The organism is Prosthecobacter debontii, assembly GCF_900167535.1.
Taxonomy (GTDB): Bacteria; Verrucomicrobiota; Verrucomicrobiia; order Verrucomicrobiales; family Verrucomicrobiaceae; genus Prosthecobacter; species Prosthecobacter debontii.
In genome coordinates, this window is sequence record NZ_FUYE01000003.1 from 385,456 (window position 1) to 412,262 (window position 26,807).

At 55.8% G+C, this 26,807-nt stretch carries 24 protein-coding genes; 13 read left to right on the forward strand and 11 right to left on the reverse strand.

Annotation, left to right across the window (positions count from 1 at the left end):
• Window positions 1-175 precede the first annotated feature (175 nt).
• The 5 genes from B5D61_RS06370 to B5D61_RS06390 all read left to right on the forward strand — a co-directional run bounded on the left by B5D61_RS06370 (window position 176) and on the right by B5D61_RS06390 (window position 8,707).
• Window positions 176-709: an adenine phosphoribosyltransferase gene (locus tag B5D61_RS06370; RefSeq protein WP_078812482.1), complete on the forward strand. Its 534-nt coding sequence runs from the start codon at window positions 176-178 to the stop codon at window positions 707-709.
• A gap of 12 nt (window positions 710-721) precedes the next feature.
• Window positions 722-3,496, forward strand: coding sequence for a [protein-PII] uridylyltransferase (glnD, locus tag B5D61_RS06375; protein ID WP_078812483.1), 2,775 nt, complete (start codon window positions 722-724; stop codon window positions 3,494-3,496).
• A gap of 198 nt (window positions 3,497-3,694) precedes the next feature.
• Entirely contained in the window at window positions 3,695-4,588 is an 894-nt protein-coding gene (locus B5D61_RS06380) for a S1C family serine protease (RefSeq protein WP_245846482.1), read from the forward strand.
• On the forward strand, window positions 4,585-6,405 hold the full coding sequence (locus B5D61_RS06385) for a hypothetical protein (protein WP_078812484.1): 1,821 nt from the start codon (window positions 4,585-4,587) through the stop codon (window positions 6,403-6,405). Before B5D61_RS06380 ends, B5D61_RS06385 begins: the two co-directional genes overlap by 4 nt.
• A gap of 19 nt (window positions 6,406-6,424) precedes the next feature.
• A complete protein-coding gene (locus B5D61_RS06390) occupies window positions 6,425-8,707 on the forward strand; it encodes an FG-GAP repeat domain-containing protein (protein WP_078812485.1) in 2,283 nt (760 codons plus the stop codon).
• A 22-nt stretch (window positions 8,708-8,729) separates the two neighbouring features.
• On the opposite strand, the gene B5D61_RS06395 is transcribed toward B5D61_RS06390, so the two are convergent.
• Both B5D61_RS06395 and B5D61_RS06400 read right to left on the reverse strand, forming a co-directional pair.
• Window positions 8,730-9,476, reverse strand: a complete 747-nt coding sequence (locus B5D61_RS06395) for an HAD family hydrolase (RefSeq protein WP_078812486.1) — start codon at window positions 9,474-9,476, stop codon at window positions 8,730-8,732.
• Window positions 9,477-9,529: 53 nt separating this feature from the next.
• Window positions 9,530-10,609, reverse strand: a complete 1,080-nt coding sequence (locus tag B5D61_RS06400) for a mannose-1-phosphate guanylyltransferase (RefSeq protein ID WP_078812487.1) — start codon at window positions 10,607-10,609, stop codon at window positions 9,530-9,532.
• 82 nt (window positions 10,610-10,691) lie between these two features.
• Here B5D61_RS06400 and B5D61_RS06405 point away from each other — a divergent pair, with 82 nt between their 5' ends.
• Window positions 10,692-11,012: a hypothetical protein gene (locus tag B5D61_RS06405; RefSeq protein ID WP_078812488.1), complete on the forward strand. Its 321-nt coding sequence runs from the start codon at window positions 10,692-10,694 to the stop codon at window positions 11,010-11,012.
• A gap of 89 nt (window positions 11,013-11,101) precedes the next feature.
• On the opposite strand, the gene B5D61_RS06410 is transcribed toward B5D61_RS06405, so the two are convergent.
• From B5D61_RS06410 to B5D61_RS06430, 5 genes are all read right to left on the reverse strand, one after another.
• On the reverse strand, window positions 11,102-12,808 hold the full coding sequence (locus B5D61_RS06410) for a GspE/PulE family protein (protein WP_078812489.1): 1,707 nt from the start codon (window positions 12,806-12,808) through the stop codon (window positions 11,102-11,104).
• Window positions 12,808-13,479, reverse strand: coding sequence for a hypothetical protein (locus B5D61_RS06415; RefSeq protein ID WP_078812490.1), 672 nt, complete (start codon window positions 13,477-13,479; stop codon window positions 12,808-12,810). The genes B5D61_RS06410 and B5D61_RS06415 overlap by 1 nt, the downstream gene beginning before the upstream one ends.
• A gap of 102 nt (window positions 13,480-13,581) precedes the next feature.
• On the reverse strand, window positions 13,582-14,238 hold the full coding sequence (locus B5D61_RS06420) for a class I SAM-dependent methyltransferase (RefSeq protein ID WP_078812491.1): 657 nt from the start codon (window positions 14,236-14,238) through the stop codon (window positions 13,582-13,584).
• Window positions 14,235-15,005 carry a glycosyltransferase family 2 protein gene (locus tag B5D61_RS06425; RefSeq protein WP_078812492.1) on the reverse strand — a complete coding sequence of 257 codons (771 nt, stop codon included), beginning with the start codon at window positions 15,003-15,005 and terminating at the stop codon, window positions 14,235-14,237. Before B5D61_RS06425 ends, B5D61_RS06420 begins: the two co-directional genes overlap by 4 nt.
• Window positions 15,002-15,757 carry a lysophospholipid acyltransferase family protein gene (locus B5D61_RS06430; protein ID WP_078812493.1) on the reverse strand — a complete coding sequence of 252 codons (756 nt, stop codon included), beginning with the start codon at window positions 15,755-15,757 and terminating at the stop codon, window positions 15,002-15,004. Before B5D61_RS06430 ends, B5D61_RS06425 begins: the two co-directional genes overlap by 4 nt.
• Before the next feature lie 110 nt (window positions 15,758-15,867).
• On the opposite strand from B5D61_RS06430, the gene B5D61_RS06435 reads away from it, so the two are divergent.
• Window positions 15,868-16,308: a 3-hydroxyacyl-ACP dehydratase FabZ family protein gene (locus tag B5D61_RS06435; RefSeq protein ID WP_078812494.1), complete on the forward strand. Its 441-nt coding sequence runs from the start codon at window positions 15,868-15,870 to the stop codon at window positions 16,306-16,308.
• 72 nt (window positions 16,309-16,380) lie between these two features.
• Window positions 16,381-19,347 carry a PSD1 and planctomycete cytochrome C domain-containing protein gene (locus B5D61_RS06440; protein ID WP_078812495.1) on the forward strand — a complete coding sequence of 989 codons (2,967 nt, stop codon included), beginning with the start codon at window positions 16,381-16,383 and terminating at the stop codon, window positions 19,345-19,347.
• A gap of 8 nt (window positions 19,348-19,355) precedes the next feature.
• Here the strand turns inward: B5D61_RS06440 and B5D61_RS06445 are convergent, their stop codons facing one another.
• Together B5D61_RS06445 and B5D61_RS06450 are read right to left on the reverse strand one after the other, a co-directional pair.
• Complete coding sequence (locus B5D61_RS06445) at window positions 19,356-19,646, reverse strand: type II toxin-antitoxin system RelE/ParE family toxin (protein WP_078812496.1); 291 nt, start codon at window positions 19,644-19,646, stop codon at window positions 19,356-19,358.
• Window positions 19,643-19,873, reverse strand: coding sequence for an addiction module protein (locus B5D61_RS06450; protein WP_078812497.1), 231 nt, complete (start codon window positions 19,871-19,873; stop codon window positions 19,643-19,645). Before B5D61_RS06450 ends, B5D61_RS06445 begins: the two co-directional genes overlap by 4 nt.
• 67 nt (window positions 19,874-19,940) lie before the next feature.
• On the opposite strand from B5D61_RS06450, the gene B5D61_RS06455 reads away from it, so the two are divergent.
• The 5 genes from B5D61_RS06455 to B5D61_RS06475 all read left to right on the forward strand — a co-directional run bounded on the left by B5D61_RS06455 (window position 19,941) and on the right by B5D61_RS06475 (window position 24,281).
• Window positions 19,941-21,365 (forward strand): DUF1501 domain-containing protein, encoded by a 1,425-nt coding sequence (locus tag B5D61_RS06455; protein ID WP_078812498.1) that lies wholly within the window; start codon window positions 19,941-19,943, stop codon window positions 21,363-21,365.
• 186 nt (window positions 21,366-21,551) lie between these two features.
• Entirely contained in the window at window positions 21,552-22,289 is a 738-nt protein-coding gene (locus B5D61_RS06460) for a TerC family protein (RefSeq protein ID WP_078812575.1), read from the forward strand.
• Between the two features lie 123 nt (window positions 22,290-22,412).
• Window positions 22,413-23,078 (forward strand): SHD1 domain-containing protein, encoded by a 666-nt coding sequence (locus B5D61_RS06465; RefSeq protein ID WP_139373101.1) that lies wholly within the window; start codon window positions 22,413-22,415, stop codon window positions 23,076-23,078.
• Between the two features lie 304 nt (window positions 23,079-23,382).
• Window positions 23,383-23,811: an Hsp20/alpha crystallin family protein gene (locus B5D61_RS06470; protein WP_078812500.1), complete on the forward strand. Its 429-nt coding sequence runs from the start codon at window positions 23,383-23,385 to the stop codon at window positions 23,809-23,811.
• A gap of 80 nt (window positions 23,812-23,891) precedes the next feature.
• A complete protein-coding gene (locus B5D61_RS06475; RefSeq protein WP_078812501.1) occupies window positions 23,892-24,281 on the forward strand; it encodes an Hsp20/alpha crystallin family protein in 390 nt (129 codons plus the stop codon).
• 78 nt (window positions 24,282-24,359) lie between these two features.
• Here the strand turns inward: B5D61_RS06475 and B5D61_RS06480 are convergent, their stop codons facing one another.
• Window positions 24,360-25,874, reverse strand: a complete 1,515-nt coding sequence (locus tag B5D61_RS06480) for a PLP-dependent transferase (RefSeq protein WP_078812502.1) — start codon at window positions 25,872-25,874, stop codon at window positions 24,360-24,362.
• Window positions 25,875-25,953: 79 nt separating this feature from the next.
• Entirely contained in the window at window positions 25,954-26,784 is an 831-nt protein-coding gene (locus tag B5D61_RS06485) for an alpha/beta hydrolase family protein (protein ID WP_078812503.1), read from the reverse strand.
• Window positions 26,785-26,807 lie beyond the last annotated feature (23 nt).

A 26,807-nucleotide genomic window follows, 5' to 3' on the forward strand; every position in this document is an offset into this window, starting at 1 on the left:
ACGCCTTCGATTGACCTGACTTCCTAGATGTCAGCAAAGATTACTCCCATTGCCCGCTCGGGTTACTCAAAGGCATTTCGATACCAAAAACTTGTGCCTCCTACCTGTTGTGCCTGGATCAAACCGCTAACCTTCCCCCTTGCATCTGCTCTGGTGTCCCGCACACTGGCGGGCCATGTCTCCCGAATCCCTCGAACGCCTCCGGTCAACCATTCGCGATGTGCCAGACTTTCCGCAGCCTGGCATCCTCTTTAAGGACATCACCCCCGTTTTGGCTGATCCGGAACTGCTCAATGAGGCGATTGAAGGCATGACCGAGGCTTTTGCAGGCCAAAAGGTGGACAAGGTTGTGGGCATCGACGCCCGTGGTTTCATTTTCGGAGCTCTCATCGCTCAGCGCCTCGGGGCAGGGTTCATCCCGGTGCGCAAAAAGGGGAAACTGCCTTGGCAGACACGTGGGGTGGATTACAGCCTGGAGTATGGGAAAAACAGCGTGGAGATGCATGTGGACGCTCTGGCCCCGAGAGAAAAGGTGGTTCTGGCGGATGACCTCTTAGCGACGGGAGGCACCGCAGGTGCTGCTCTCCAGCTCATTCAGGAATCGGGAGCCGATCTCCTGGGCTCCGTCTTTTTCATTGAGTTGGCGTTTCTCAACGGACGTGAAAAACTGGCCGAAACAGGCCCTGTGCATGCATTGCTGACTTTTTGATCCTGGCATCCCATGACCGAGGCTGAGTATCAACGCCGTCTGGAAGCTGCCGGACAAAAAGTTTTTGGCAAAGATGTCACCCTGCCGCGTGGCCGCACTGAGACGCTGAAGCTGTGTAAACGCTTCTTAAAGCTCAAAGAGCAGCGTATCAAGCAGCGGCACCGTGCAGGAGCGGGCGGCATGGAAATCTGCCGAATGCGGTCTGACGTGATGGACTACCTAGTGCGTCTCATCTGGGAGGAAAGCATGGCCTCTCTGACCCCCGAGATCCGCCGTAAAATTCACGTCAGTGTCGTGGCCCACGGCGGCTACGGGCGCCGGGTGATGAGTCCAGGCAGCGATGTGGACCTCACGTTCATGATTCCTGGCAATAGCTCCAACGTCTCCCCTGAGCTGGCCAAGCTGATCGGAGACTACCTTCTGTTTCTATATGATATGAAACTCAAGGTCGGGCATGGCACACGCAGTGTGGGAGATTGCCTGAAGCTGGCCAATGAAAGCATGGAGACCAAAACCGCGCTCATGGAGGCGCGTTACTTGTGCGGTGAGGAAGAGGCCATTCAAGAGTTTCGCCAACGCTTCGATCAAGAATGCATGGCGGGTCGAGAAGCTGAATTCCTCAAGCTGCGGCAGGAAGACCTCGCCAACCGTCATGGCAAATACGGAGGCACGAACTGCGTGCAGGAGCCGAATGTCAAAAACGGTTGCGGCGGCCTGCGAGATTACCAAAACCTGATCTGGATGACCTATGCCAAGCTAGGCACCCTCAATCCACAGGACTTGGTGAAAAAAGGCCTTCTCAGCCCTGCCGGGTGGAAAGAAATCGAGCAGGCGTATGACTTCATTTTGCGCACACGCAATGAAATGCACTACACCGAGAAGCGGGCGACAGATATCCTGACCTTACGGCTTCAGGGCTTCGTGGCCACGAACCTCGGTTATCGTCACAAACGGATTCTTCGCCGCATCGAGGCCTTCATGCGTGACTACTACATGGCCACACGAAACGTCCTCCAGCGCAGCAGTGAGGTGATGGATCGCTTCCATCTCCAGGCCCTGGAAGACGAAAGCACACGCAAAGGGCTTTTGAGCTTCATGGTGCGGCGAAAAGTAGCCTTGAACCGCCCCGAAAAGTTCGACGGTTTCATCGCTAAAAATGATCGGTTGTTTGCTGAGGATAGCACGATCTTCAAAGACGACCCAACACGGCTGATGCGCGCCTTTCAGCACACTCAGCAGCGGCATCTGCGGCTGAGTCCGGAACTCTTCCAGCTCATGCAGGAGAGTTTCCGAATGGTCAATGTCAGCTACCGGTATAACAAGAGTGTGCGCGAGACTTTTGAGGCCATTCTTTCTCGCAAAGGCGATGTGGCCCGCGTCATGAGGCAGATGCATCGCGTCGGTTTCTTAGGCCGTTACATGCCTGAGTTTGGTGCCCTAACCTGCTTGGTACAACATGAGTTTTTTCATCGCTACACTGCGGATGAGCACACACTGCGCACACTTGATAAACTGGATGAACTGAGTGGCCCGCCCAAACCCGGCCTGGGACTCTATCAGAAGCTCTTCCACGATCTGCACCAGCCGGAGATGCTCTATTTGGCCTTGCTGCTCCACGATGCAGGCCGCGCTGCCAACACCAAGGCTCATGATGCCGTCAGCACCCTGCTGGCAGACGCCGTCTGCCGTCGCCTCCAGATCAAGGGCGAGCGACGTAAGCTCCTGCTCTTCCTGGTGGATAACCACTTGTTGATGTATCGCACAGCGACCACGACCAACCTCGATGATCCTAAGGTCATCGGTGAGTTTGCCAGCATCGTGCGGACGAAGGAGTATCTGGATACCCTGCTGGTGATGACCTACTCCGATTCCAAGGGCACCAGTGAAGCCAGTTGGTCGGGCTATAAAGAGGCTTCCATCCGGCAGCTTTACCACAACACCCTTCAGTATCTCGACGCGCCGTCCGACTTCATGCGCCGAGCCGCCGTGCCGCTGGATGAAGTACGTGCCGCCGTGACCAAAGAACTGGGCGCGGAATACGATCTGGAAATCAGCGCCCACTTCCAGCACATGCCCCGGAGTTATTTCAACTTCCGCGAGCCCACGCAGATTGCCATGCACATCCGGCAATTCCGTCTATTCTTTACCCAACTCATGGAGGAAGAAGCCGAGGCGGGGTTGCTCCCAGTCATGACCTGGACAGATCATGTGGAGCAGGGCTACAGCGAGCTGACAGTGACCTGCTGGGACCGCCATCTGCTCCTGGCCAGAATCTCAGGCGCACTCTCCGCAGAGAGCATTAACGTTCTCAGTGCCGACCTTTACCAACGTGGGGATAACGTGGTGCTGGATATCTTCCGAGTCTGCAATACCAACTTCGCCGCCGTGACGAGCAAAACCGGACGCCAGCGGGTGGAAGCCTCCGTTCGCCAAGCGTTCCTCGCGCAGAAGTTCGACTTCGGTCCAGCGATTGCGCAATCCCGGAAAGCGATGCCGGGCTATGATGAAGTCATGGCGGAGATCCCACAGCGGGTGCACATCAACAACGATCTCTCTCCTGATCAAACCATCATTGAACTTCAAGTCGTGGACCGACTTGGGCTTCTTTATGATGTGTTCATCTCCATCGGCAAGCTGAGTTTGAACGTCACCCACGCACGGATCGGCACCGAGAAAGGAGTCGCCATCGACTCCATCTATGTCCAAGACTCCAACGGGCGTAAGCTCACGAATCGTGAAGATCTGGATCTGCTGCAAAAGAAGATCGAAGAAGCTGTCTTCGGCTAAACTGTTCTCTTTCCCGGCTGCTCTCAGAATCCTTGCCACGAAATAATCTGCATTTACCGCATAAAATTCTCGTAACTTGAAGCAGCCTGGATAGTCTCCCCCTCCGTGATTAATCAACGGACCAGGGGCATTTATAGTGCGCTGATTTTAGGCGTGGCAGGTGGGGTTCTTCCCACTCAAGCGGAGTCAATCAACCTCATGCTCAAAAACGGGGCTCAGGTGCAAGGTGAATTGCTTCGCGAGAGAGATGATGTGGTGATGCTGGACCTCGGATTCACCGTGCTGAATGTGCCACGCACGGAGATCGCCAGCCTGGATAAGACGCAGGATCAGCAGCCGAAGCAAGGCAGTCCTGTCGCCATGGAAGAAGACATGTACTACATCGAGCCTGGACGCGAAGCTCTACCCGTGGATAAAAACGTCCTGCGCGTGGGAGAAGCTGTCGTGCAAATCCAGACCGCATCAGGTCTCGGATCGGGCTTCATTGTGAACAAGCTAGGTCATGTGGTGACCAATCAACACGTGATCTCCGGCGAGCGTGAAATCTCCGTCGTGGTGTATCGCAAAAAAGCGGGTGGCTTGGAAAAACAGGTCTTCCCCAAGATCAAGATCATCGCCATGAATGGCTTTCTGGATCTGGCCATCCTCCAGATCGACGACTCCGCTGTGGAGTCCCTGCCCTATGTGCCGATTGGCGATTCGGATTTACTGACGCAAGGCCAAGCTGTCTTTGCCATCGGCAGCCCGCTAGGACTGGAACGCTCCGTCTCCCAAGGCATCGTCAGTGTGCGTGCGAGAGAAACTCGTGGAGCTTGGTCCATCCAGAGCACCACACAAATCAATCCCGGTAACTCCGGAGGCCCGTTGTTCAATGCACGTGGAGAAGTCATTGGCGTGAACAACATGAAGCTCGCCGGTGTCGGAGTGGAAGGGCTCGGTTTCTCCATTCCTTCGAATCTTTTGAAACTCTTCCTCAAAAACCGGGATGCATTTGCATTCGATCCTCGCAATCCCAACAGCGGGTTTCGCTACCTCAGCCCTCCGGCTCCGACTGAAAATCCTGTCTCCACCCCCACTTCCACACAACCATGAAACGCCCCACTTTCTTTTCTTTACTCACGGCGCTCTGCCTAACAGGCAGTTTGACCGCGCACGCCGAGAAGCTTGATGAATGGTTCAAGATCCTCCCCAAAAACACCGTTGGCGTCATCGCCATCAAAAACACACCTGAACTGCTCGCAGACTGGGAAAAAAGCAGCTTTACCAAACTCATGGCCGATGAGGAGTTCAAGAAATGGACGGCCCCCATGATTAAAGAAGGCGAGACGCCCTGGGACAAAACCTTCAAAGAAAGCCATGGCGAAGGACTTTACGACAGCTTGAAACACTATCCAGGTGCCAGCATCGCCGTTTTTCGTGGTGATAGCCCCGAGGACTTCTCGGGAGACGAACCGCCCATCTGTGGCCTCAGTGATGCCGCTGGCCAGGAAAAAGCTCTGGAAGACATGAAGGCGCGAGAAATCGAACTCGCCATCAAAAAAGATGAGAGCCTGAAGCAACGCACGGTCGAAGTCGAGGGCATCACGGTTCACATCCTTTCGAACTCTGACGATGCTGATGAAGGCTGGGAAGACGGATATGCCTTTGTCGATGGCACCTTGGTGGAGGGATCGTCGCTGGAAGACATGACCTATTTCATCACTGCCCTGAAAAGTGGTGCTGGCGAAAGCTCCGCTGTCGTGGCCGATCACATGGGCCGGATCGCCCAGCTCACCGAAGGGCATACCGATCTCCTGATTTACATCAATGGCGAGACTCTCGTCCAGTGGGGAGTCGCCGCAGCCAATGCCGCCGCGCAAAACAGTGCTCAATCGATGCCCATTGCTCCTGATGCCATTATTGATGCGCTGGGTGCGAATGAGATTCAGGCCCTCGCGCTGACGGTGGACTTCACCGATAGCCAATCTCGCATGGACTTTGCCCTGCTGCATCCTGCCAAACCCACAGGCTTCGTAAGCCTGCTGCGTGGCACCAATAGCGAGGTCATCTTGCCCGCCTTCATCCCTGCCGACGTCCTGAGCGGCAGTGTCACACGCTATAGCATGGTCGATCTTTGGGATAAGCTCATGACCATGATCAACAAGCTGGGGCCTATGGCAGCCATGGCCACCATGCAGCTCGGCGGTATCGAAGCTCAGCTTGGCGTCAAGCTGCGGGATGATTTCTTCGCAAGCTTGGACGACGAATACATCGAAATCACCGATGGCTCGTTAGAGAAACAAAGCCAGGTACTGGCCTTCAAAGTGAAAGATCACCCCCGTCTCGGAGGCGCTTTAGACGGTATTCAGCGTTTTGTCGGTGCCGGATTTGCCGCTTTCGAAGAGTCCGAATTTCTCGGTTATAAAATCAATCAGATCAAAGCCATGAATGCCCAGCCTGACGCTGCTGAGATGGCCTTCTGTCTGACGGATGACTACCTCCTTTTCAGCACCGGGCCCCAAGCCTTGCTGAAGAAGGTCCTCGCCCGCATGAAAGAGCCTTCGGGCCCGAGCATCTGGGACAATGACCGCGCCCAAGATCTCTTGGCACGTCTGCCCGCTGGTTATTCCGGCGCAGGCATTTCCGATGGCGGTAAAGTCATGAAGGTGCTGACGGATGCCATGACCCTGGTGCAGAACCAAGCCGCCAAGAGCAGCAAGAAAAAGACGAAGGGCAAAAAGAGCAAAGGTCCCGATATCACCGGAGGTCTCCAAGATGCGGGTAACACAGCCGAGACCTGGTTTGATCCCGCAGCCGTGCCTTCTGACACCATGTGGGAGCGCTACTTCGGCACCAGCTCCAGTGGCATCTACAATCCCGCAGACGCCATTCATTACCGCACGGTGACCACACCAGTGGAAGCTCAGTAACGCGTAACCTCTTGTTTTCATGCGCAGCCGTCTTGCTCTCCTCGCAGCCCTGCCTCTGCTTTCCTTAGAGGGAGCAGACTCTTCCGGCCTTTATTTCGATGGACCTGAAGTGATCAAGCTGGACTGGAATACCTCATGCCCGCGTGCCGGGGATTTCAATGGCGATGGATTGCAAGATCTCGTGCTGCTAAATCAAGACCGTGCGCGCATAGAATTCCTTCTGCAACGAAAGGAGGGGCTCAAGCTCGGAGAGCCCGAGCGAACGTCGCGCACCGATCGTTGGAATCCTATTCTGGAAATCTCACGCTTGGAGAAGCAGCCTCTGGTCATCGGCCATAGCACGTGGTCTTTGACCGTGGGAGATTGGAATGGTGATGGCCGCCCTGACATCGCTTATACGACCGACGAGGATAAACTCGTCCTGCGGACACAGGGTAAGCCTGGAGATTGGAGCCAAAAGAAAGAGTTCCCTCTGGACTCCACCAGTGAAGATCCTGATGTTCTCCTGGCTGTGGATCTCGATGGCGACAAGCGAGACGACCTTGCTCTGCTCACCTCCACCCGACTCATGGTCTGGCTCCAAAAAAGCCCCGACTCTTGGAGTGACCCTAAAACCTATGTGCTGGGTCAAAGCGGCTGCGGAGGCCTGAGAGCGGCCGATCTGGATGGCGATGGCAAAAAGGATCTTTTTTACACCGCAGCAGACGCTGACGCCCTTCTTGTTAGGCTTCAGAAAGGTGGAGTTGGTTTTGGTGAAGAATGGCGGCTGGAAATGCCCGCCAGCCGCTGCTGGGTGCATCCCATCAAACTCGGTGATCAGACGGGACTCGCTTGGCTGCGACAAGACACCAACATGGCCGAAGTCGCTAAGTTAGCTCAAGGCATCGCCGAACCGGATTCAGATCGTGCGGCCACCATTCGGCATGCCATGCCTTCTGCGGACAGCAAGGGCGGGGCCACGGTGTATGGGGATCTCAATGGAGATAAGCTCTCCGATGTGGTCTTAGCCGAACCCAAAAACGCCCGGCTCTGGTTCTTCGCAGGGCTTCCAGGGGGCAGTTTCGCCGAAGGGCGTGAGTTCCCCGCTTTAAGTGGCATTGAGGGATTAACCCTCGCCGATGTCGATGCGGATGGTCAAGCTGAACTGATCATCCTTAGCCCGGCTGAAAAAAGCATCGGCCTGGCTCGCTGGCAAAAAGATCGTCTCACCTATCCAGAAGTCATTCATCAGGCTACCGACACCCTACTGGCTCTACAAGCAGGCAAGATTGGCGAGAGCTCCGAAACCGCAGTGCTGGCTCTGACCGAATCAAAGAGTAAGATCTCGCTGCTCAGCCTTCGGTGGTCTGACAAGGACAAAAAATTCCAAAACTCCACACAAGAACTCCCCAGCAGCCCAACCCGTCCAAACGCCCTCCGGGTCATCGATGCCAATCAAGATGGAAAGGGAGATCTGGCCATCTTCTCAGGCATTGCCTCCATGCAGATCCTGCTCAGCCAAAAGGATGCAAAAGCCCCTTTCAAGCGCGCAGAAGGACTGCCAGACAACCTCTTGAACAAGCTGTCCCCCCTAGCCATGACGACCGCCGACGTAGACGGAGATGGCAAAGCGGAGATCATTGTGGCCAAGGATCAATTGGCGCGTGCCCTACGGATTGGCTCTGATGGCAAAGCTGTCGCCGTCGAGCAATTCAACGCCCCAGAGGCCGGAGCCCAGATCACCAAGGTAATTCTGAAGCCTGAGAAAAGCGGTAAAGCCAAGGTGCTCCTCGTGGATGCCACCAACGGGCACCTCTACGAAATGACGCCTGGCGACGATGGAGTGTATCGCTCAGGCCACACCCACGCTCTCTCCAGCCTCACTCCCGAGGAATGCCACCTCATCTCGACTCAGGACGGCGAAGCAATTTTGATGATCGGTAAGACGAGTTTTGAAATCAACCCGCTCACGGGCCACACTCTGAAGCTGGAAACACTGACCACTTTCGATAGTGAATTGAAAGACACGACAGCCACAGACCTCCTCGTAGCGTCGTTCACCCAAGGCCCTACAGATGATTTGATCCTCGTGGATTCAGGCAAAAGCCGTGTGCTCGAATTGTTTCGTGCTGAAAGTGCCTCCCCTCCTGAATGGGTGAGCAGCTTGTATTTCCGCGTGTTCGAAACCGATCCTCAATACCGCGGCAAGACGGGCCTCACCAATGAACCCCACGACTACACGGCCGTAGATCTCAATGGGGACGGTCGCTTGGACATCGCCCTCCTCGTGCATGACCGATTACTTCTCTATGTGAGGAAGTAAGAAAAGTAGCTTACTCAGCCGCTTAACCGGGACCACGCTCCCGATGCAATCCGAAAATCTGACGAAAGGCTGAGAACATATCTCCCAGTTTGCCCCAGTAGGGGCGGCGGGGAGTTAGAATCGTGACATCGTGCTCTGGGAAATGTTTCTGCAAAGCACCACTGGGATGGACCAGAAGACGATTCCCACAAAATTCCAGCAAAGGAATATCCGCCGCACTGTCACTGTAGGCCCAGCAGTGGAAGCGCTGCTCATCACTCAGGGCCGCGACGCCCGGAATGGACGCCTTCATTGCCACAATTTTAGCTTCACGCTTATTGTTAGGCCCGATCAATTCTGGACGCAGAGGCACGTCGCTCCCGATATGAAACTTCGTGGAGACACAGTGATCGAATCCCAACACATCGGCGATTTCTTCCGCATAAAAATCAGGGCTGGCCGTATTGAGGACCAACTTCCGCCCCTGATGCTTATGGCGCAAGATTTCCGCCCGCAGTTCTGGATAGATCCAGGTGTCCACACAGTCATGGGCGAAATCCCGCGCCAGCCTGCGGAGATGCGCCCGCTTCATTCCCCACAGGTAGGATAGGAAAGCGCGTTTCGCCGTACCGGTGCTGACAACGCCCATGGCACGTCCCAATGCGTAAGGCACAAACCATGCGTGCAGAAGAATCCGCCAGGGATGACGATGCAGCACGAAGTTGCAAAACAAAGTCTGCGTGTCGAAGGGCAGCAAGGTGTGGTCGAGATCGAAAAAAGCGTAACGCATGGCTGGAAAAGACCTCACCGCAGCTTGCGGCAGGACGAGATCACTGGAGGTACTTAGCGCAGTTCTTTGGGCAGCTGATCCGCCAGCTTCTTGATGTTCTCCGCATGCGATCGACTGGCGACCAGCAAGGCGTCTCCTGCGGAAACCACGATCAAATCCTGCACACCCAGAAGAGCTACATGCTGGCCGGTTTGCGAAAAGACCAGGTTACCCGAGGCATCGAGCTGTGAGAGGGCGCAGTTGAAGTGGTTGTCATCGGCATCCCCCTTCAGATAGCGGCCGACCGAGGTCCAGTTCCCCACGTCATCCCAGTCAAAGGTCGCCTCCACATTCAGCACGCGTGAGGCACGCTCCATCAGGGCGTAGTCAATCGACAGCTTAGGCAGCTTGGCAAACTGACGTGCGACCGTCGCATTGAAATCCTTCGATCCGCGCAATTCAGAAACAAAGTCGGCCAATGCCGGACAATGACGGCTGAGTTCGCTGAAAATCGCCGGGATGGTCCAGATAAACATCCCTGCGTTCCAGGTGAAGTTACCTTGAGAAATGAAGTGCTCCGCCAAATCGGGGTTTGGCTTCTCCCGGAAACGAGCCACCTCGAAAACCGCCACATCACTGACTCCGAGAATGGATGCGCGCTTACCGCGCTCCACATAGCCGTAGCTTGGGCAGGGCCAGGTGGGCTTGATCCCGACCGTCACTAGGCTGCTGGCAGACTCGGCGGCCTTGGCTGAATTCAAAAGCACCTTCTGAAATTCCGGCACATTTTGGATGAGGTGATCAGCAGGGAGAACCATCATCGTAGCGCTTGGATCACGCGCCACGACCCAGCCGACCCCCAAGGCAATCGCCGGGGCAGTATCTCGCTTTTCCGGTTCTGCGATGATATTTTCAGAAGGCAGCTCCGGCAGGAGGGCACGCACCGCCGCTTCCTGCTGCTTGTTGGTCAAAATGAGGATGTTTTCCTTGGGGACGACGCCATTCAGGCGCTCCACCGTCATTTCGAGGAGGGTTTTGTCACCGAAAAGCTTCAGTAGCTGCTTGGGTAATGCATCCCGGCTGATGGGCCAAAAGCGCTGACCGCTTCCTCCAGCAAGAATAAGGGCATATCGAGAGGGTGTATGCTGACTCATGTGGTCCCAACATGAAGCAATCGCGCGAGTGAGCAAATTCCACTTTGGAGAATCTGATAGGCAGTGCTATGTTTACCTTGCTATGCCTGCTGAAACTGTTGCCGAAAGCCGCTACGAAAATTACGCCACTCTCATTGCGCCTGCCGCAGCGGGTTGCGCCCTCGGCATCCTTTTTGGCCGAGGCATGGGACGTAGCACTGCCAATATCGTCTCTCTGAGCCTTCTCGCCGCGAGCGCGGTCGTTGCCGCCCCTGTGATCAGTGATATCGTCCAGCGCACAGCCAATCGCCCAGGTTCAAGCCGTGGCAGCCGCCGCCGACTGGAAGGCATCCGCAATGGCGCTGTGCCTGATGAGGAACTGAAGGAATTCTTTGTGGATTCCCCAGGATCTCTCCTGCAGTAATCTCAAACTGAGAGACCAAGCCTCATTCAAGTCGATCAACCGGGTCCTTCTGACCCGGTTGTTTTTTGTCCTGAATCTAGTTCTGCGGCTTACTGCTCAGACTCCGCCACGGTCACGCTGATCACTTCCTCAATAGTGGTGTTACCCGCCAAAACCTTACGCACCCCATACTCGCGCATCGGGCGATACCCATCTTTGTAAGCCTGCTGCATCAACTGCGCACTGCTGGCCTTATGCGTCACCAATTCGCCCATGGCAGGCGTCAGACGCACGAGTTCATAGATGGACATACGTCCTCTGTAGCCCGTGTGGCGGCAGGCTTCACAGCCGCCCTCTCGGGCGCGATACACTTGGGTGCGGATCGGACCGGTGTATTTCAGTTCCCGCAGCTTAATCTCTGCATCCGGTTCGGGCTCCTTGCATTCGTTGCAAAGAAGACGCACCAAGCGTTGGGCAATAAACGCCCGCACTGAACTGGCCACCAAGAACGGCTCCACGCCCATGTCCACCAGACGCATGATCCCACCGATGGCATCGTTGGTGTGAAGCGTACTGAACACCAAGTGACCTGTCAGAGCGGCACGGATGGCGATCTCCGCCGTCTCAAGGTCACGCATTTCCCCCACCATCACCACGTTCGGGTCACCGCGGAGAATGCTGCGTAGCCCAGTGGCAAACGTCAGTTCAATCTCAGGCCTCACCGCAATCTGCACCACCCCAGGAAGCTTGTTTTCGACGGGATCCTCGATGGTGACAATACGCCGATGCTCCGTATTGAGCTGGCTTAGGAAGGTGTAGAGCGTCGTGGACTTACCGGAACCCGTGGGGCCGGTCACCAAGATGATGCCGTTGGGTTTTTTCAGCAAAACTTCGATCTCACCACGCAGGTCAGTCTCCATGCGCAAGCGATCGAGATTGAATTTCTCCTGGCCTAACAAACGCAGAGAAACGCTCTCCCCTTCCACACTTGGGATCGTCGCAACACGCACGTCAATGGATTGGCCACCGACTTGGAGGTTGATACGTCCGTCCTGAGGCAGCCGGCGCTCCGCGATGTCCAGCTTGGCCATGACTTTCAAACGAGCGATCACGGACTGCTGAAGCTGCTTGATGTTTTCCGGCACAGGTACCTCACGCAAGCGACCATCGATGCGGTAGCGCATGCGCAGTTTATCCTCCATCGGCTCCACGTGAATATCCGTGGCATGCTGCTCCAGAGCCTCGCGAATCACGGTGTTCACAAACTTCACGACCGAGGCTTCTTCGTCATCCGCATCGATGATGTTGGCCTCATCCCGCTGCTCGAGATCTGCACCATCCACATCACGGCCTTTGAGGATCTCCTCAAAGGTATCCGCGCCGACGCCGTAAAAGTCGCGCATGGCATTGAGCAGACGTTTACGAGAAGAGATCTGCCAGCGGACGGGCGCATCGACTTCGCGGGCCACCGCTTGCCGTCCGATCAGGTCGAAGGGATCGTAAGCGGCCACGATCAATTTTTTGGCTTGGCCTTCCTCCTCCTCAATTTTAAGCGGCAGAAGCCGATGCTTCAGCGCAATGCGTGGCGGCAGAAGCCTTTTCATCTCCGGCGCATCCGCACTGTCGGGGACTGGTATGTTAACATACCCGAGGCCGACGCGTGCAGCGAGCTGTGAGAGAAAAGCATCTTCATCAAGGGCTCCCATATCGAGAAGCTGATTGATGACGGATGAGCTAGGCGTGGCCACAGGCAATGGAATGCCCGAGCCGCCGGAGACCTCCATGCATTGGACGAGGGCTTGGCGGATGTTTTTCATCAGGGTTTAACGGGTTCCTGGCCTTGAAGTTCGACAGGGAACAAGCTGGCATCGATCACAGCGGCTTCAGCAGAGGAAATGGCGGGAGCTGGAAGGCTCCCCGTATCTGGCGTATAGCCATATTTCTCCAAGAGCTCGATCACATACGCGGTCACCGCATTCTGATTGGAAAAGGCCGCACTTGCATTGGCTGTCAGATCTTCACGCAATACCCCCGAGATCAGAGCACCACCGACCACTCCTAAAGAGCCATCGGGCGCAGGCCCGGTCGCGGATTCATCATCCGCCGCCAGTAAGCGACCGCTCAAAATTTCCGCCACGCGCCATGAGCGCGAACCGTCCTGACCACTCAAAAGCAAGGACCGATTCATGTGCCCGGAAGCCGTGTAGAATGCCTGCCCGCTGCCCGTCAGCGCAGCGGCAGCGAAGACCGCTTTTTTAACATTCGCATTCGCAGCGACGAAATACTTGCCACTGCTCTCAGCCACGGCATAAAAACGCCCGCCTTCCTCCGTGGTCAGGACGATGGAGGCTGGGCCACCCTGTGCAGGCACCACCACATACCCACCCGTGTAGAAGCTGAAATTAACAGAGTCTTCCTCGGGCGTGAAACGCAGTTCATACACGAGCCACTGGGCAGAAGCTCCGACGACCCCAACCAGCCAAATCATGGCGGCACAAAGGAGTGGTTGAAGACGGGATTTAGGCAACATGGGGAGGGTTTTCTAATCCACATCGACAACGTTGTCGAGACAGGCGTTGAATCACGCCTGTTACCGTTGTGCCACAATCAGGTGATTATTGAAGGGCGTCCCCCCCCAAAGAGGGCTGATTTCGACCTGCAAACCCGCCGATGTCAGGACTTCTTGGAACTGCTGGGCATCGGGATAACAGATCGGCGCGGCTTTCATCCAGAAGGTTACCTTGGCCAGATAATCTCCCGCCACGGTGATCTTGAAACGACGGGAATCATCCCGCAGACAGGTGCGGATGACCAGCTTCCCGCCAGGAGCCACTCGTGCCGCAGCATTCGCCAGAAGGCGATTTTGCTCATCCTGGGTGAAAAACTGGAGAATGTCCAAGATGACCACATTTCCGCTGAAGTCAGGTAAGCCCGTGCGTGCATCACCGGCGGAAAAGCGCATGCCCTGCTGGCCCGATTTGATCACCATCGCCTGAGCGCTCTCGATTTTTCGGGGATCATAATCAAAACCCGTGACGGCGGCCGCGTGGCCACAAGCTCGCAGGTAATGCGCCAGCAAACCAATGCCGCAACCGATGTCCAGGACGGGCAAGCCGCTCTGGCCAATCTCCCGCACCACGGCCTGATAAACCGGATCACTGGCGAGTTTGGAACGAGTGTAAAAGAAATCCCAGCGCCGGTCACACAGCGCAGCAATGTTTTCGAGTTGGGCCGGGGTAGGCGTCATGCAGAAAGGTTTCGGAGAGGGTTACCCCCGCGACCCACACGCATGAGCAGCAGAGGCAGGCGCCAAGCAAACCCAAAGAGCAGCCGCGCATGCATCCAGGTCAGCACGCTGTTGTCCCGGAAATAACGGAACTGCGATACACCCCCTTCTTCTTTGGTCAAATAACGAACCGTTGTTGGTACTGCCAGCATCGGCACTCCATGCCAGGCCAGACGCACGGCAATTTCCGTATCGTAATCAAACCGACGCGCCCAGGGAGTGCCTCGGAAAGCTTTCAACAAAGCCATAACTGGGTAAAGTCGCATACCAAACAAGGTGTCAGGGATACCCCAATTCAGCGTCTCCAGATTAGCCCACATGTTGGAAATTTTTCGCCCCTGCACCCTGAGCTGGGGAGCCTCGGGGCCAAAAACAGGGGTCCCCATCATCACCGCTTCGGGATGCTTTTCGGCGAGGGCCGTAAATCGCGGGATGTCATGCGTGGGGTGCTGGCCATCGGCATCCATCGTGAGCACATGGGTATAGCCTGCCTGCTGAGCCAACCGTGTGCCATGCAGCACAGCCGAACCTTTGCCGGAGTTTTTTTCCAGGACGATCACTTTGAGGCCAGGGTATTCCTGTTTGACCGGCTCCAGCAGAGCTTCACTGCCGTCGGTGCTGCCATCCATCACGACCCAGACATCGGGCCAATATTTCAGCACGTCCCGGACCGTCTGCGGCAGGATGCGTCCTGTATTGTAGCTGGGAATCAAGACCAGGATCTTCATGCGATCGCAGAGGGAGATTCCAGAGCCGTGAGATATCGCTGGCGCAGTTCCACCAGGAACTCCTGCGCATCACCTCCAGGGGGAAAAGTCACGGGCTCCCCCACCGTCATCTGGAGGCGGACTTTTTCGGTGGGTAGCTGCCAGAGTGGCCAGCCCTTGCTCAGATATCGGCTGTTGGTCTTCACAAACACAGGCCAGACCGGCACTCCGGCATTTTTGGCCACAATTGCTAGGCCCCCTTGAATGGGATTGAGCACGCCATTCTCTGGACGCGTGCGGGTGCCTTCAGGGAAAAATAATAGGCGGCTTCCACTTTTCAGGGTTTCAATGCATTGGCGCAGCATTCTATGAGCAGGTTCGTTTGGAATGAACCCGGCGGCTGTTGCTCCGCCAAACAAAATTGGATTGCACATTAAGGAGGCTTTCAACACGCAGGCCATTTGGTCAACTTCTGACAGGACAAACACCGCATCCCACAAAGCCGGGTGATTGGGAGCTACGATCATGCCACCTGATTGCGCACGTAATCTGTCGAACCCGACAAACTCGTATTCGACAATGCCGAAGAGGCCCAGCAGTCGCAAAAAACCACGAAAGGCCACCCTCAACGCCGCTTGTCCAATTACCCGACCCCGATCTTTCAGCGAGAGTAGCGGCAGAATCAGGCATAGGCCTAAAAAAGCTGTGCCCCCAGCGAGCCAATAGACCAGACACGCAATCCAAGCGATGATCAGGCGGAAGCGGTCCAACATGCAGTTAAAAGGAAAGGCGGGGATCAGGCAGGGACTCCGTCACCGTGTCAGTGAAGTTGATGTTTCAAGATTGGCACAATCCGTAAGCATGGGTTATGAGGGCGCCGATTATGTTGCAGCCAGACACGCTTGTCCAAGCTCTTTCCTCACTCCCTCACGGACCAGAGTTTCGCTTTCTAGATGAAATGGTTACACTGGAACCGGGAGTTTCTGCCACAGCCCGCTGGACCCTCAAGGGTAGCGAGGCTTTTCTGGCTGGTCATTTCCCGGGTAATCCTCTGCTTCCCGGCGTCATCATGATCGAGTCTTTAGCCCAGCTCGGAGGCGTCTTGGCCCAGAGCGATCGAGGCGACAAGCCGCTCAAAAACGTCCGACTGACAGCCGTGCGTCAGTTCAAGATTCTGGGCAGCATTCCTCCAGGTGAGACCCTGACGATCCATTCCAAGCTGGATGGTGTCATGCCCGGCCTCGTCCAGGTGAGCGGCGAGATCACTACCGGCGATAATACTCGACTGGCCGTCGGTAGCATCATTCTCAGTGGCGAGGAGTAATCCTCAAGACATGGATGATCCTGCGTTCTGAGTAGGATGCTGGCTTCAAAGACGTTATCATGAGCTACCCTCATGTTTCGTCTGCCAGCCTTCTTTGCCCTTGCCCTGCCTGCGACGCTCTCCGCCGCATCGCTCGACTTTCAGCGTGATGTCCGGCCCATCCTATCTAACCACTGTTACCATTGCCATGGTCCCGATGAACAGGGGAGGAAAGGCAAGCTGCGCCTCGACATCCGTGAAGACGCCCTGAAAGCAGGGAAGTCGGGTGAACTGGCCATCGTCCCAGGCAAAGTGGATGCGAGTGAAGTCATCCACCGCATCACGACTTCAGACGAGACGGACATCATGCCTCCTCCCGAGGCTAAAAAACCTCTCACCGACGCTCAAAAAGACATCCTCGAACGCTGGGTGGCTGAAGGGGCCGAATACACACCGCACTGGGCGTTCAAGAAACCCGAAGCCGCTCCGGTTCCTCCTGGCGAACATCCGGTGGATCACTTTATTCAGCAGAAGCTGAAGGAGAATGGCCTCGCTCTCTCCACCACTGCATCCCCCGAGACGCTGATTCGTCGTGTTTATCTCGATTTGACCGGTTTGCCCCCCAGCCCTGAGGAGATCCTGGCCTTCAGCCAAGCCCCAGATCCCGCTAAGGCTTACGAGCAAATCGTGGATCGCCTCCTCGCCACACCTGCTTATGGGGAGCGTTGGGCTAGACGCTGGCTGGATCTCGCTCGTTATGCCGATACCAACGGCTACGAAAAAGATCGGGAGCGCAGCATCTGGCCCTATCGAGACTGGGTCATCAAGGCCCTCAATGCGGACATGCCATTCGATGAATTTACCATCGAGCAGCTTGCGGGAGACATGCTACCTCAGGCCACTCTCGACCAGTGCATCGCGACTGGATTTCACCGTAACACCATGTTGAACGAAGAGGGTGGCATTGACCCCCTGGAATTTCGTTTCCACGCCATGACCGATCGTGTGGCCACGACAGGTGCCACATGGCTGGGGCTCACCCTTCAGTGCGTGCAGTGCCACACGCACAAGTTCGATCCCATCACGCACACGGAATACTACGGCGTCATGGCCTTTCTCAACAATGCGGATGAACCTGATCTGGACCTCCCCGACCCTACTGCCGAGACCGAACATGCGGCGAACCTGCAAAAAGCCTCCGCTCTACTCAAAGCCCTGCCCGACAAGTGGCCCAACGCGACAGCGGAGCACAATGCACGCACCGCTTTCAAGCAATGGCTCGCTCAAGAAAAGGAACGCGCGGTGAAATGGCACCCTCTCAAGCCGACTCAGGCCAAGACCAACCTCCCGCTGCTGACCATTCAAACCGACAACTCCGTGCTAGGTTCGGGTGACATCTCCAAGTCCGATACTTACGACCTCACCTTTGCCCCCGCCCCTCATCCCATTCGAGCGATTCGCTTGGAAGCTCTCCCGCACGACAGCCTTCCTGCACACGGCCCCGGCCTCTGCTACTATGAAGGTCCGAAAGGAGATTTCTTCATGGGAGAATTCAAAGTCACCGCCAATGGCCAACCGGTGAAGATCGCTTCGGCGACAGAAAGCTATGCCAAAAACAACTTCGGCAAAAATCCCGCCAATGCCATCCAGGCTGTGGACGGTGACCCCCAAACGGGATGGAGCTGCGCTGGGCGTTATGGCGAACGGCATGAAGCGGTCTTTGTCTTGAAAGAACCCGTCCCCGCTGGAGCGGAAATCCAGATCCAAATGCTCTTTGGGCGTCACTATGCTTGCTCGCTCGGGCACTTTCGCATCTCCGGCACAGAACAGGCCTCGGCCGCAGCGGTGGACCTCGAAGATAAACTTCAAGCACTGCTACAAAAAACCAGCCTCACACAAGCGGAAGAGCAACCCCTGTGGGAACACTTCTTGTTAACCGCTCCAGAGCTGGCCCAAGCCTCCAAAACCATTCTGCAGCTGCGCAAAGCGCCAGCTTCACCCATCACCCTCGTGATGCGTGAGCGCCCCGCGGATCAACCACGAGCAACCCACCGTCACCATCGTGGCGAGTTCACCCAGCCCAAGGAGCCGGTGGAACCCGTCACCCTTTCCATCCTGCACCCTTTTCCCAAAGACAAACCCAAGACTCGTTTGGAGTTCGCCCGATGGCTGGTTTCCCCCGAAAATCCACTGACACCCCGTGTGATCGTCAATCGCCAATGGGCGACCTTTTTCGGGCGTGGTTTGGTGAAAACCGTGGATGACTTCGGTTATCAAGGTGCCCTCCCCTCGCATCCCGAATTGCTCGATTGGCTCGCGGTTAACTTTATCCAGCAAGGCTGGTCGATGAAAAAGCTGCATCGTTTGATCGTCACCAGTGCCACCTACAAACAAGCCTCCGAGCAGCCCGCAGAAGCGATTGGAAAAGATCCCGAAAACATCCTTCTGTCCCACTTCCCCAGGGTTCGCTTGGAAGCTGAGATCATTCGTGACGCCATGCTTCAAGCCTCGGGTTTGTTAAATCCCAAGTTAGGCGGCCCCAGTGTTTACCCCCCGCAGCCGGATAGCGTCACCGAAGTCGCCTACGGCAAATTCAAATGGACTCCAAGCACGGGGACAGATCGTTACCGCCGCAGCCTTTATACATTCAGCAAGCGCACCGCTCCGTTTGCCCTCTATACCACCTTCGATGCACCCACGGGTGAATCCTGCCTGGTCAAACGCGAGACATCCAATTCCGCCCTGCAGGCCTTGACCACCCTGAATGATGTTATCTTCACGGAAGGAGCCCAAGCGCTGGGACGAAGGCTGGCAGACCTTCATCGCGACGATACCTCGACGATTCGTCAGCTTTATTTGCTCGTCCTCTCCCGCCAGCCCAGCCCCGATGAGTTACAACTCACCCAGGCTTTCCTCACACAACAACGCGAGCGTCTAACCTCGGGCGAACTCAAGGCGGCCGAGATCACAGGGCAACCTGAGGGCACCGCTGCCGCAGCCGCTTGGGCTCTGACCGCCCGCGCCTTGTTCAACCTCGACGAATTCATCACCAAAGGCTGATGCCCCCATCACAACAAATCTTCCCATCGTTGTGGATCTCGCCGCAAATCTGCGACGGCGACGATGGCAATATGGTCAGATCGAATCTCGTAGAGAAGCCCAAACGGAAAGCGTTTTGTCCGGCAACGTCGAATTTTAGCCGACAGAGAGGTCCAGCCCTCCGGCCACTGACGGATGAGCTCCATACAAACTTCGATTTCTCGAAGAAAATCCTCACCCAGTCCCGGCTGAGCCGCTTCGTAATAATCGAACGCCTCCGTCAATTCGAGCCGAGCCGATGCGGCAAAACGAATTTTCATGCCTTCAGGCGGCTGCGTAATCCTTGGAGGACTTCCACTTCATCAAAGGTCTCGAGTTGCCCGCTAGAGATCGCAGCGGACCGACTCTCCGCTTCGGCAACCCAGGCCGCTTGTCGGCTACTGACAGCATCATCCGTAGCTAATGACTCCCAAAGGCTATCCAAAAGCCGCGCCCGCTCGACAGGCTCCAAAGCCAAAGCTGCTTGGGTAACGGTCTCGAAACTCATAGGGCAAAAGTTCCCGGCCTTCTTTCATCCGTCAATAGCGCATTCTTGATTCAAAGATCCCTCTGCCATGCTTCCTTCATCCACCTTTTACTCCAGGCGGCACTTCCTGCGTGACTGCACTTACGGTTTGGGCAAGGTCGCCGCGGCCGGACTCTTGACAGACACCTTTGCTCAGGCAGTCGAGGGGAAGGATAACCCGATGGCACCACGCGGTCCTCACTTCCCTGCGAAAGCCAACCGGGTGATTCATCTTTTCATGGCCGGAGCACCGAGCCAATTGGAGACATTCGACCCCAAACCCATGCTCACGAAGTATGAGGGTAAACCCATCCCGCCCGAGGTTATCGGCGGGCAACGCTACGCTTTCATCCGCCCCGATGCTGCGGCACTGGGTCCTCGATTTAAATTTGCCCAGCATGGACAGAGCGGAGCCTGGGTGTCTGAAGCCATGCCGCACATCGCGAGGGTTGTGGATGACTTGTGCTTCATCCGCTCGGTCAAGACCGATCAATTTAACCATGCACCTGCCCAATTATTTTTTCAGACCGGGTTCGGTCAGCCTGGCCGCCCCTGCATCGGTTCCTGGGCACTCTACGGATTGGGCGCTGAAACTCAGAATCTCCCAGCTTTCGTGGTCATGTCCACAGGCTCCGGCTTGAGTGGCGGCACGGCTCTGATGTCCAGCGGCTTTCTCCCCACCCTCTACAACGGCGTTCGCTTCCGCAACAGTGGTGATCCGATCCTGAACGTCTCTAGCCCGAATGGCATCGATTCCCGAGCCCAGCGAGACACCCTGGATCTCATCAGCACGCTGAATCAAAAACGGTTAGGCACCGTCGGCGACCCGGAGATTGCCACACGAATTGCCTCTTATGAAATGGCGTTTCGAATGCAAACCAGCGCCCCCGAACTGACGGATCTCAAGAGCGAAAGTCAAGAGACCCTGGAAATGTATGGTTGTGATCCTGAGAAACCTAGCTTTGCCCGAGCCTGCCTACTTGCACGTCGCATGGTCGAGCGCGGAGTCCGCTTCATCAATATTTACCATGAAGGCTGGGATGCTCACTCCAATGTCGAGGGCAACATCCGAAAAAACAGCCAAGAGACCGATCAAGCCAGCGCGGCTTTGATCAAAGACCTCAAACAACGAGGACTCCTGGAGGATACCCTCGTCGTGTGGGGCGGAGAGTTCGGCCGCACCCCCATGGTCGAAACCAATCCCGCTCTCGGGCGTGCTTTAGGCCGCGATCATCATCCTCAAGCCTTTACCATCTGGATGGCCGGCGGAGGCGTGAAGGGTGGGCAAACGATCGGTGCCACGGATGAACTTGGGTTTAACGTCATCGAAGATCCCGTGCATGTACATGATGTTCAAGCCACCCTGCTGCACCTCATGGGATTCGATCATGAACGCCTGACCTTTCATACCCAGGGACGTGACTACCGCCTGACGGATGTCCATGGGCATGTGGTGAAAAAGGTGTTGGCATAGGCTCTTCAGCAGGAGTGAGTTCGGCACGAGTCACGATTCCACAAAACAGGGTCGTTACAGAAAACATGTTTCTTTCCACTCCCTCTTCCTATCGTTGTCCTTGGCATAACCTACGCTAGCATCCGCCCCTCGTTTCCATCCGTCTTTATGGACCTCTCCCCTCTCCTCGCCGCCAACGTGTTCGATATGTCCTGGGTCGCAACCCCAGAAGCCTGGATTGCCCTCCTAACACTGACGGTGATGGAGATCGTGCTGGGGATTGATAACATCGTGTTCATTTCCATCCTGGTGGATAAGCTCCCCGTCGCAGAGCGTCCTCGGGCTCGCTTTTTGGGTCTGGCCTTTGCCATGGTTACGCGCATTCTTTTGCTGCTCTCCATCACTTGGGTCATGCAGCTCAAAGAACCGCTCTTTGCGGTGTTCGCTCACGAGATCTCGGGTAAAGACCTGATCCTGATCCTCGGCGGTCTATTCCTGCTGTGGAAGAGCACCAAAGAAATCCATCACAAGGTAGAAGGCGATGCCGAGGAAGTTCACGCCAGCGGTATTGGCAAGGCTGCACTTAGTTCTATCCTGCTTCAGATTGCCATTCTGGATATCGTGTTCTCTCTAGATTCCGTTATCACCGCCGTCGGCATGGTGGACCACATCATGGTCATGATCATCGCAGTGATGATCGCCGTCGGTTTCATGATGATCTTTGCCGGAACGGTCAGCGACTTCATCAGCCGCCATCCGACGGTGAAGGTGCTGGCGCTCTCGTTCTTGCTTCTAATTGGCACCACCCTCATCGCCGAAGGTTTCCACGTCCATTTCCAGAAAGGCTATGTCTATTTCGCCATGGCCTTTTCGATCTTCGTCGAGTTCCTGAACATCCGCATGAAAGCCAAAGCTGAAAAACGTAAGCAGGCTTCCGCTCATTGAAGGGAAGGCTCATCGGCCCCTCAATTTGTCCGATGAGCCCAGGGCAGCTTCCAAGAAATTTTTAACGCCTACGTCAGAATTAAGCTTGAAAGAGGTGGGGATTTTCATGGTTTAATCCCGGCTGTGAAACTCGCTTCCAGGCTCTTTCCCTTGCTGCTGTTGATGGCCATCGCCCAAGCGCTTGGCGATGAGCCCCGAGTTTTCACCGATCAAGCAGGCCGCTCAATCACGGCGGAGGTCGTTTCGGTGCAGGACGGCCATGTCACCTTGAAACGGGCTGACGGGCAGAGCTTCACCATCCCGATAGACACGCTCTCTGAAGCCGATGTAAAGTTTCTAAAAGCTCGATCTTCCCCCGAAATCCCACGACAAGGCCCTACCCCGGCGCCGCTTAATTCGGTTGTCATCGAATCCCTGATTGATGGCCCATCCGAACTGCGGGTGAAGAAAGACGGCATCTACTGGGTCAATGGTCCGAATGCCAAGCCGGGTCGGCACATGGGACAGGAAGAACCCACCTATGTCGATGGAAAGTCCTGGCGGCCCAATTGGAAAGAACCACGTCAAGACCGTGGAGTCGATCGCACCGCGACCAAGAGTGTTGATGGTATTGACCCGCTGAAAACGGAGTTCAAACTCCTCAATGTCACGGTCAACCGTGGCGGTTATGGCATCGAGAAACGCGACCCTATCAAGGTCAGCATCGTTGAAGACGAGCTCGCCATCATGATCCCAGACTCTCAAGGCGGCTCCATGTGGTATCGCTTCGCGTTGGTGAAGAAGGAATAAGAAATTCCTCAGTTTACAACGACGGCCCTTGTAGCGGCACTGCGGCACGTTGACTCGATCTCAAATGCGCGGATGGGCTACGCCTAAATTCAAAGCGCCCTTTTGACACTTTGGTTGAGAAAGATCGACTCGAATTGTGCCACTCATTCACTTTCTAAACTTGTGCATAAAAATTCATTATTCTTGTAATCAGTTGGTTATAAACACATTAGACTCATGACATCGCTCTTGGCATATTCAATGCACTTCCAAAGAGCTGTCTGAACGAGACATCTATTCATCCAACTTAAAACCATCTAAAGCTATGAAACTCACACGTTACACCCCCTCCTTTGATCTCGGCCGCGTGGCTGATTTTGACCAGTGGCTGCGTCATCCCTTTGCAAGCTTTCCTGCCGTGGGCCAGCTCTTCGGCGAGTTTCTCCCTGGCAATGCAGGCCGTCTGGCCACGGATGTCTATGAGGATACAGACAACTACTACGCCCGCTTTGAACTTCCCGGCGTGAAGAAAGAAGACGTGAAAGTCGAGGTCCATGACCGCCTCTTGACCGTCTCTGCTGAACGCCGCGAAAAAGAGGGCGACAAGGAAGAATCCTTCAGCCTCAGCCGCTCGGTTTCTGTGCCTGAAGGTGTCCGAGGCGATGCCATCTCGGCCAAGCTTGAAGACGGCATTCTCACCGTGACTTTGCCGAAACAGGAGCAGCGCAAACCGAAACAGATCGAAGTCCAATAACCCCCTTCTTGGAGCGCGGGTTTAACCGACTCGCCTCCACCCTCCCCTCTTTCAAAACCAACCTTTCTCTAAAGCTCATTATGAACTCCACTTGCTGCACCCCTTCTCAGAAAACCCAGTCCGCTCCAGGCGCAGGCGTCACCGAAACCCTCCAAAAACCTCTCTACGATGTGAAAGGCAGCCCCGAGGCCTATGAGGTGCGCGTCCAGATGCCCGGTGTTCCCAAAGGCAATGTCAAAATTGATCTTGAGGAGAACGTCTTGAGCATCCGTGGCGAACGCCAATCGGCCACACCTGAGGGCTGGAAGTCCCTACATCGGGAAATCTCTACCCAGAGCTATCTGCTCCGCTTGAAACTCAATACCCCCGTGGATGAAGACAAGCTCACCGCCAACCTTCAGGATGGTGTGCTGACACTGAACCTTCCGGTGAAAGAAGCCGCCAAGCCTCGCCGAATCGCGGTGGAATAATCCCAGGCCGCATTCACCTCACAACCCCAATCCCTCAAGCAACGCAGCACCTTTCGGGGTGCTGCGTTTTGTATGGGCTCAGAGTTCGGCCTTTGCGGCCAAGGCCAAAGCTTCATCAAACCGAGCTACAAGGTCTTGAATGTCCTCCAAGCCAGCGGAAACGCGGATCAGATAACGTGGGACCCCGCAGCTTTCGGCCCAGTCCAATTCCTCATAGTGGGCCAAGAGAGTATAAGGGCAGACCAAGGTGAAGTTGGTGCCTAGACTTGGGCCTTTGCACACGCGCAGCGCGTCATAAAAGGGCTCGCTGGTTCTGGCGGCATCTTTGAGTAAAAAGGAAAAGAGACAGCCATAGCCCCCATTCTCACGACGCAGGGTTTCATAGCCCACACCGCCATCCGTTTTGGCATGCCACACACGCTCGACAAGTGGATGATCACGCAGATGATCCGCCAAGGCCTCGGCGTTGCGGCTCATGGTCTGGGCGCGTTGAACAAAGTCTCGTGAATTCGCCTCGAGGGCAACGGCATCAGCATGCCAAAGGTCGTGATCCGCATGCTCTTTCAGAAAAGCTGAGAAAGCGGCATGATGCGGAGATGCCCGATTCAGAATGACACTGCCAGCCAACACATCCCCAATGCCGGAAAAGCTTTTGGTGAGACTGCTGGTGACGATGTCCGCCGCACGACAGGCATCGGCATTCACCGAGGTGGAAACGGTATCGTCAATGATCAACGGCACCTCGGGTTGGACATCGTGGCGGATTTTGAGCAGCCGGGGCAGATCTACACAGCGCAGCAGGGGGTTGCTCGGAGCTTCGCAGAACAGACCTGCGATCTTTTCACCAGCCAATAGCCCCTTCAGTTGTTCATACTCAGTTTCATCGACCAGCGGCAAGAAATGAGCTCCGCGGCCAAACATCTGCTGGAGTTTCAGCACATCCACATAGGGAAAATCGAGCTGAATGGTCTTTCGTTCAGGAAACAGCGTGGTCAGCATCCGATGAACCGCGAAATTAGCCGCCATGCCGGAGGGGAAAAGAAAGACGTCTTCGGCCTTCTGTCCGGCCAAATCCGCTAAGCGCTGCCGAATCAAGGCACTGGCTGCACGCCCTTCCTCTACGGTGACTGTAGGCTCGTCGATGGTCCGACCGAGGATGTGGCACGCCTGGCGGGTGCTCACCACCTCCCCACAAAAGCGCCAGAAACGACGGGCTTTCAGGTAGGCCTCAGCGGGAAAGAGGGCCACACCATGTTTCTCGTCCGTCCATTCCAAGGCGCGCCCGGAAAAACCTTCCCGTGCGATGAACTCCACGCAGCGTTGAGCATGAACCAAGCGCGGAAAAACGATGGCGCGCTCGCCCTCTGCCGCCAATTCCAGTTCCGCCAGGCCAAAAGCCTCCGAGATGGCAGGGGGACAGCAAAACCGTGGGTAACCGGAGCGAAACTTGGAGACCACCTCGGGATCACCCTCCTCATACCCCACCACATGCTTCCAAAGCGGTAAGGATACACTGACGCCAAAATCGTGGTCAGGCAGTGGAGAGCCCAAAGAATCGGCTTCCCACAGAGGATGGCTTAACAGGTCGGTCATGGCGGGGATGCCAGTCTTAACTCAGCCACGTGCCCTCTCAACTCCAATCCCTCAGGAAGAAGGGGCCAGACCCGCCCTTTTATTTACCCGTGTCTAAAAACTGAATCACCTTTTTCAGCCACCGATCATCTGGCAAACCATGACCTTGCCCCGGGATCTGGAACACGCGCGCTCCTTTGAATCCCTGTTGCTGAAACCCCTGCTCATACACCGCCAGCGTGTTGTCGAGATTGGAGTCCTTATCACCGGTCACGAGGGCAAAACGGCTATGCTGTTGGGCGATGACGGCGATTTCCATGGCGGGCACATAGCGGAGCGGGTAGGCCATACCCTCCTTACCCTGGGTGTCTCGGAAGAAATTGACGCCCATAAAGCATGCCGCCCCCGTGAACATATCGGCATAAGCGACTCCGATCATCGACGCGATGCGTGCTCCGCCGGAGTGCCCGGCGATGTATACGCGAGCTGGATTGATCTGAAACATCTGCCGCAGGTGGTGGTTGGCATCCACCGCCAGGCGAATCCGATCCGGGGTCTCGCGATTGTTACCAGCATCGACAGCACTGACGAAAATCAGTTTCTCATCAGCCAAGACCTTTTCCCACTCCGCTCCAAATGAGGCTTTCCCGCCAGGGCTGATCCAGATGAAGAGCCCGTGGGGATCGTTGTCCTTGTAGCCTTTGGGCACCAGGACCTCGAAGGTTTCCTGGCTTAAATCGTAGGGTGCAGGAGCTTCCAGATCCGAGAGGCGCATCTGGTATTGCTCATTGCTGTTCTGTGGGATGGAACCCTGAAAATGGATCTCGCTACGTACCCCAGGTTTGATCTGAGAGCGGTCCGCCGCCGTCACCGAGGAACTAAGGGCGAGCCAACTGGCACTGAGAAGAAAAAGGGCGGACAGACGACGCATAGTCTCATCACAACGGATCAGAC

Excerpts from the sequence above, each read along its gene's own strand:
- B5D61_RS06455 (WP_078812498.1), top strand. The coding sequence starts at position 19,941 with ATGCTTCCTTCATCCACCTTTTACTCCAGGCGGCACTTCCTGCGTGAC.
- B5D61_RS06405 (WP_078812488.1), top strand. The coding sequence starts at position 10,692 with ATGCCTGCTGAAACTGTTGCCGAAAGCCGCTACGAAAATTACGCCACT.
- B5D61_RS06410 (WP_078812489.1), bottom strand. The coding sequence starts at position 12,808 with ATGAAAAACATCCGCCAAGCCCTCGTCCAATGCATGGAGGTCTCCGGC.
- B5D61_RS06415 (WP_078812490.1), bottom strand. The coding sequence starts at position 13,479 with ATGATTTGGCTGGTTGGGGTCGTCGGAGCTTCTGCCCAGTGGCTCGTG.
- B5D61_RS06420 (WP_078812491.1), bottom strand. The coding sequence starts at position 14,238 with ATGACGCCTACCCCGGCCCAACTCGAAAACATTGCTGCGCTGTGTGAC.
- B5D61_RS06460 (WP_078812575.1), top strand. The coding sequence starts at position 21,552 with ATGTCCTGGGTCGCAACCCCAGAAGCCTGGATTGCCCTCCTAACACTG.
- B5D61_RS06485 (WP_078812503.1), bottom strand. The coding sequence starts at position 26,784 with ATGCGTCGTCTGTCCGCCCTTTTTCTTCTCAGTGCCAGTTGGCTCGCC.
- B5D61_RS06385 (WP_078812484.1), top strand. The coding sequence starts at position 4,585 with ATGAAACGCCCCACTTTCTTTTCTTTACTCACGGCGCTCTGCCTAACA.
- B5D61_RS06450 (WP_078812497.1), bottom strand. The coding sequence starts at position 19,873 with ATGAGTTTCGAGACCGTTACCCAAGCAGCTTTGGCTTTGGAGCCTGTC.
- B5D61_RS06395 (WP_078812486.1), bottom strand. The coding sequence starts at position 9,476 with ATGCGTTACGCTTTTTTCGATCTCGACCACACCTTGCTGCCCTTCGAC.
- B5D61_RS06480 (WP_078812502.1), bottom strand. The coding sequence starts at position 25,874 with ATGACCGACCTGTTAAGCCATCCTCTGTGGGAAGCCGATTCTTTGGGC.
- B5D61_RS06390 (WP_078812485.1), top strand. The coding sequence starts at position 6,425 with ATGCGCAGCCGTCTTGCTCTCCTCGCAGCCCTGCCTCTGCTTTCCTTA.
- B5D61_RS06425 (WP_078812492.1), bottom strand. The coding sequence starts at position 15,005 with ATGAAGATCCTGGTCTTGATTCCCAGCTACAATACAGGACGCATCCTG.
- B5D61_RS06430 (WP_078812493.1), bottom strand. The coding sequence starts at position 15,757 with ATGTTGGACCGCTTCCGCCTGATCATCGCTTGGATTGCGTGTCTGGTC.
- B5D61_RS06370 (WP_078812482.1), top strand. The coding sequence starts at position 176 with ATGTCTCCCGAATCCCTCGAACGCCTCCGGTCAACCATTCGCGATGTG.
- B5D61_RS06445 (WP_078812496.1), bottom strand. The coding sequence starts at position 19,646 with ATGAAAATTCGTTTTGCCGCATCGGCTCGGCTCGAATTGACGGAGGCG.
- B5D61_RS06435 (WP_078812494.1), top strand. The coding sequence starts at position 15,868 with ATGTTGCAGCCAGACACGCTTGTCCAAGCTCTTTCCTCACTCCCTCAC.
- B5D61_RS06470 (WP_078812500.1), top strand. The coding sequence starts at position 23,383 with ATGAAACTCACACGTTACACCCCCTCCTTTGATCTCGGCCGCGTGGCT.
- glnD (WP_078812483.1), top strand. The coding sequence starts at position 722 with ATGACCGAGGCTGAGTATCAACGCCGTCTGGAAGCTGCCGGACAAAAA.
- B5D61_RS06400 (WP_078812487.1), bottom strand. The coding sequence starts at position 10,609 with ATGAGTCAGCATACACCCTCTCGATATGCCCTTATTCTTGCTGGAGGA.
- B5D61_RS06475 (WP_078812501.1), top strand. The coding sequence starts at position 23,892 with ATGAACTCCACTTGCTGCACCCCTTCTCAGAAAACCCAGTCCGCTCCA.
- B5D61_RS06440 (WP_078812495.1), top strand. The coding sequence starts at position 16,381 with ATGTTTCGTCTGCCAGCCTTCTTTGCCCTTGCCCTGCCTGCGACGCTC.
- B5D61_RS06380 (WP_245846482.1), top strand. The coding sequence starts at position 3,695 with ATGCTCAAAAACGGGGCTCAGGTGCAAGGTGAATTGCTTCGCGAGAGA.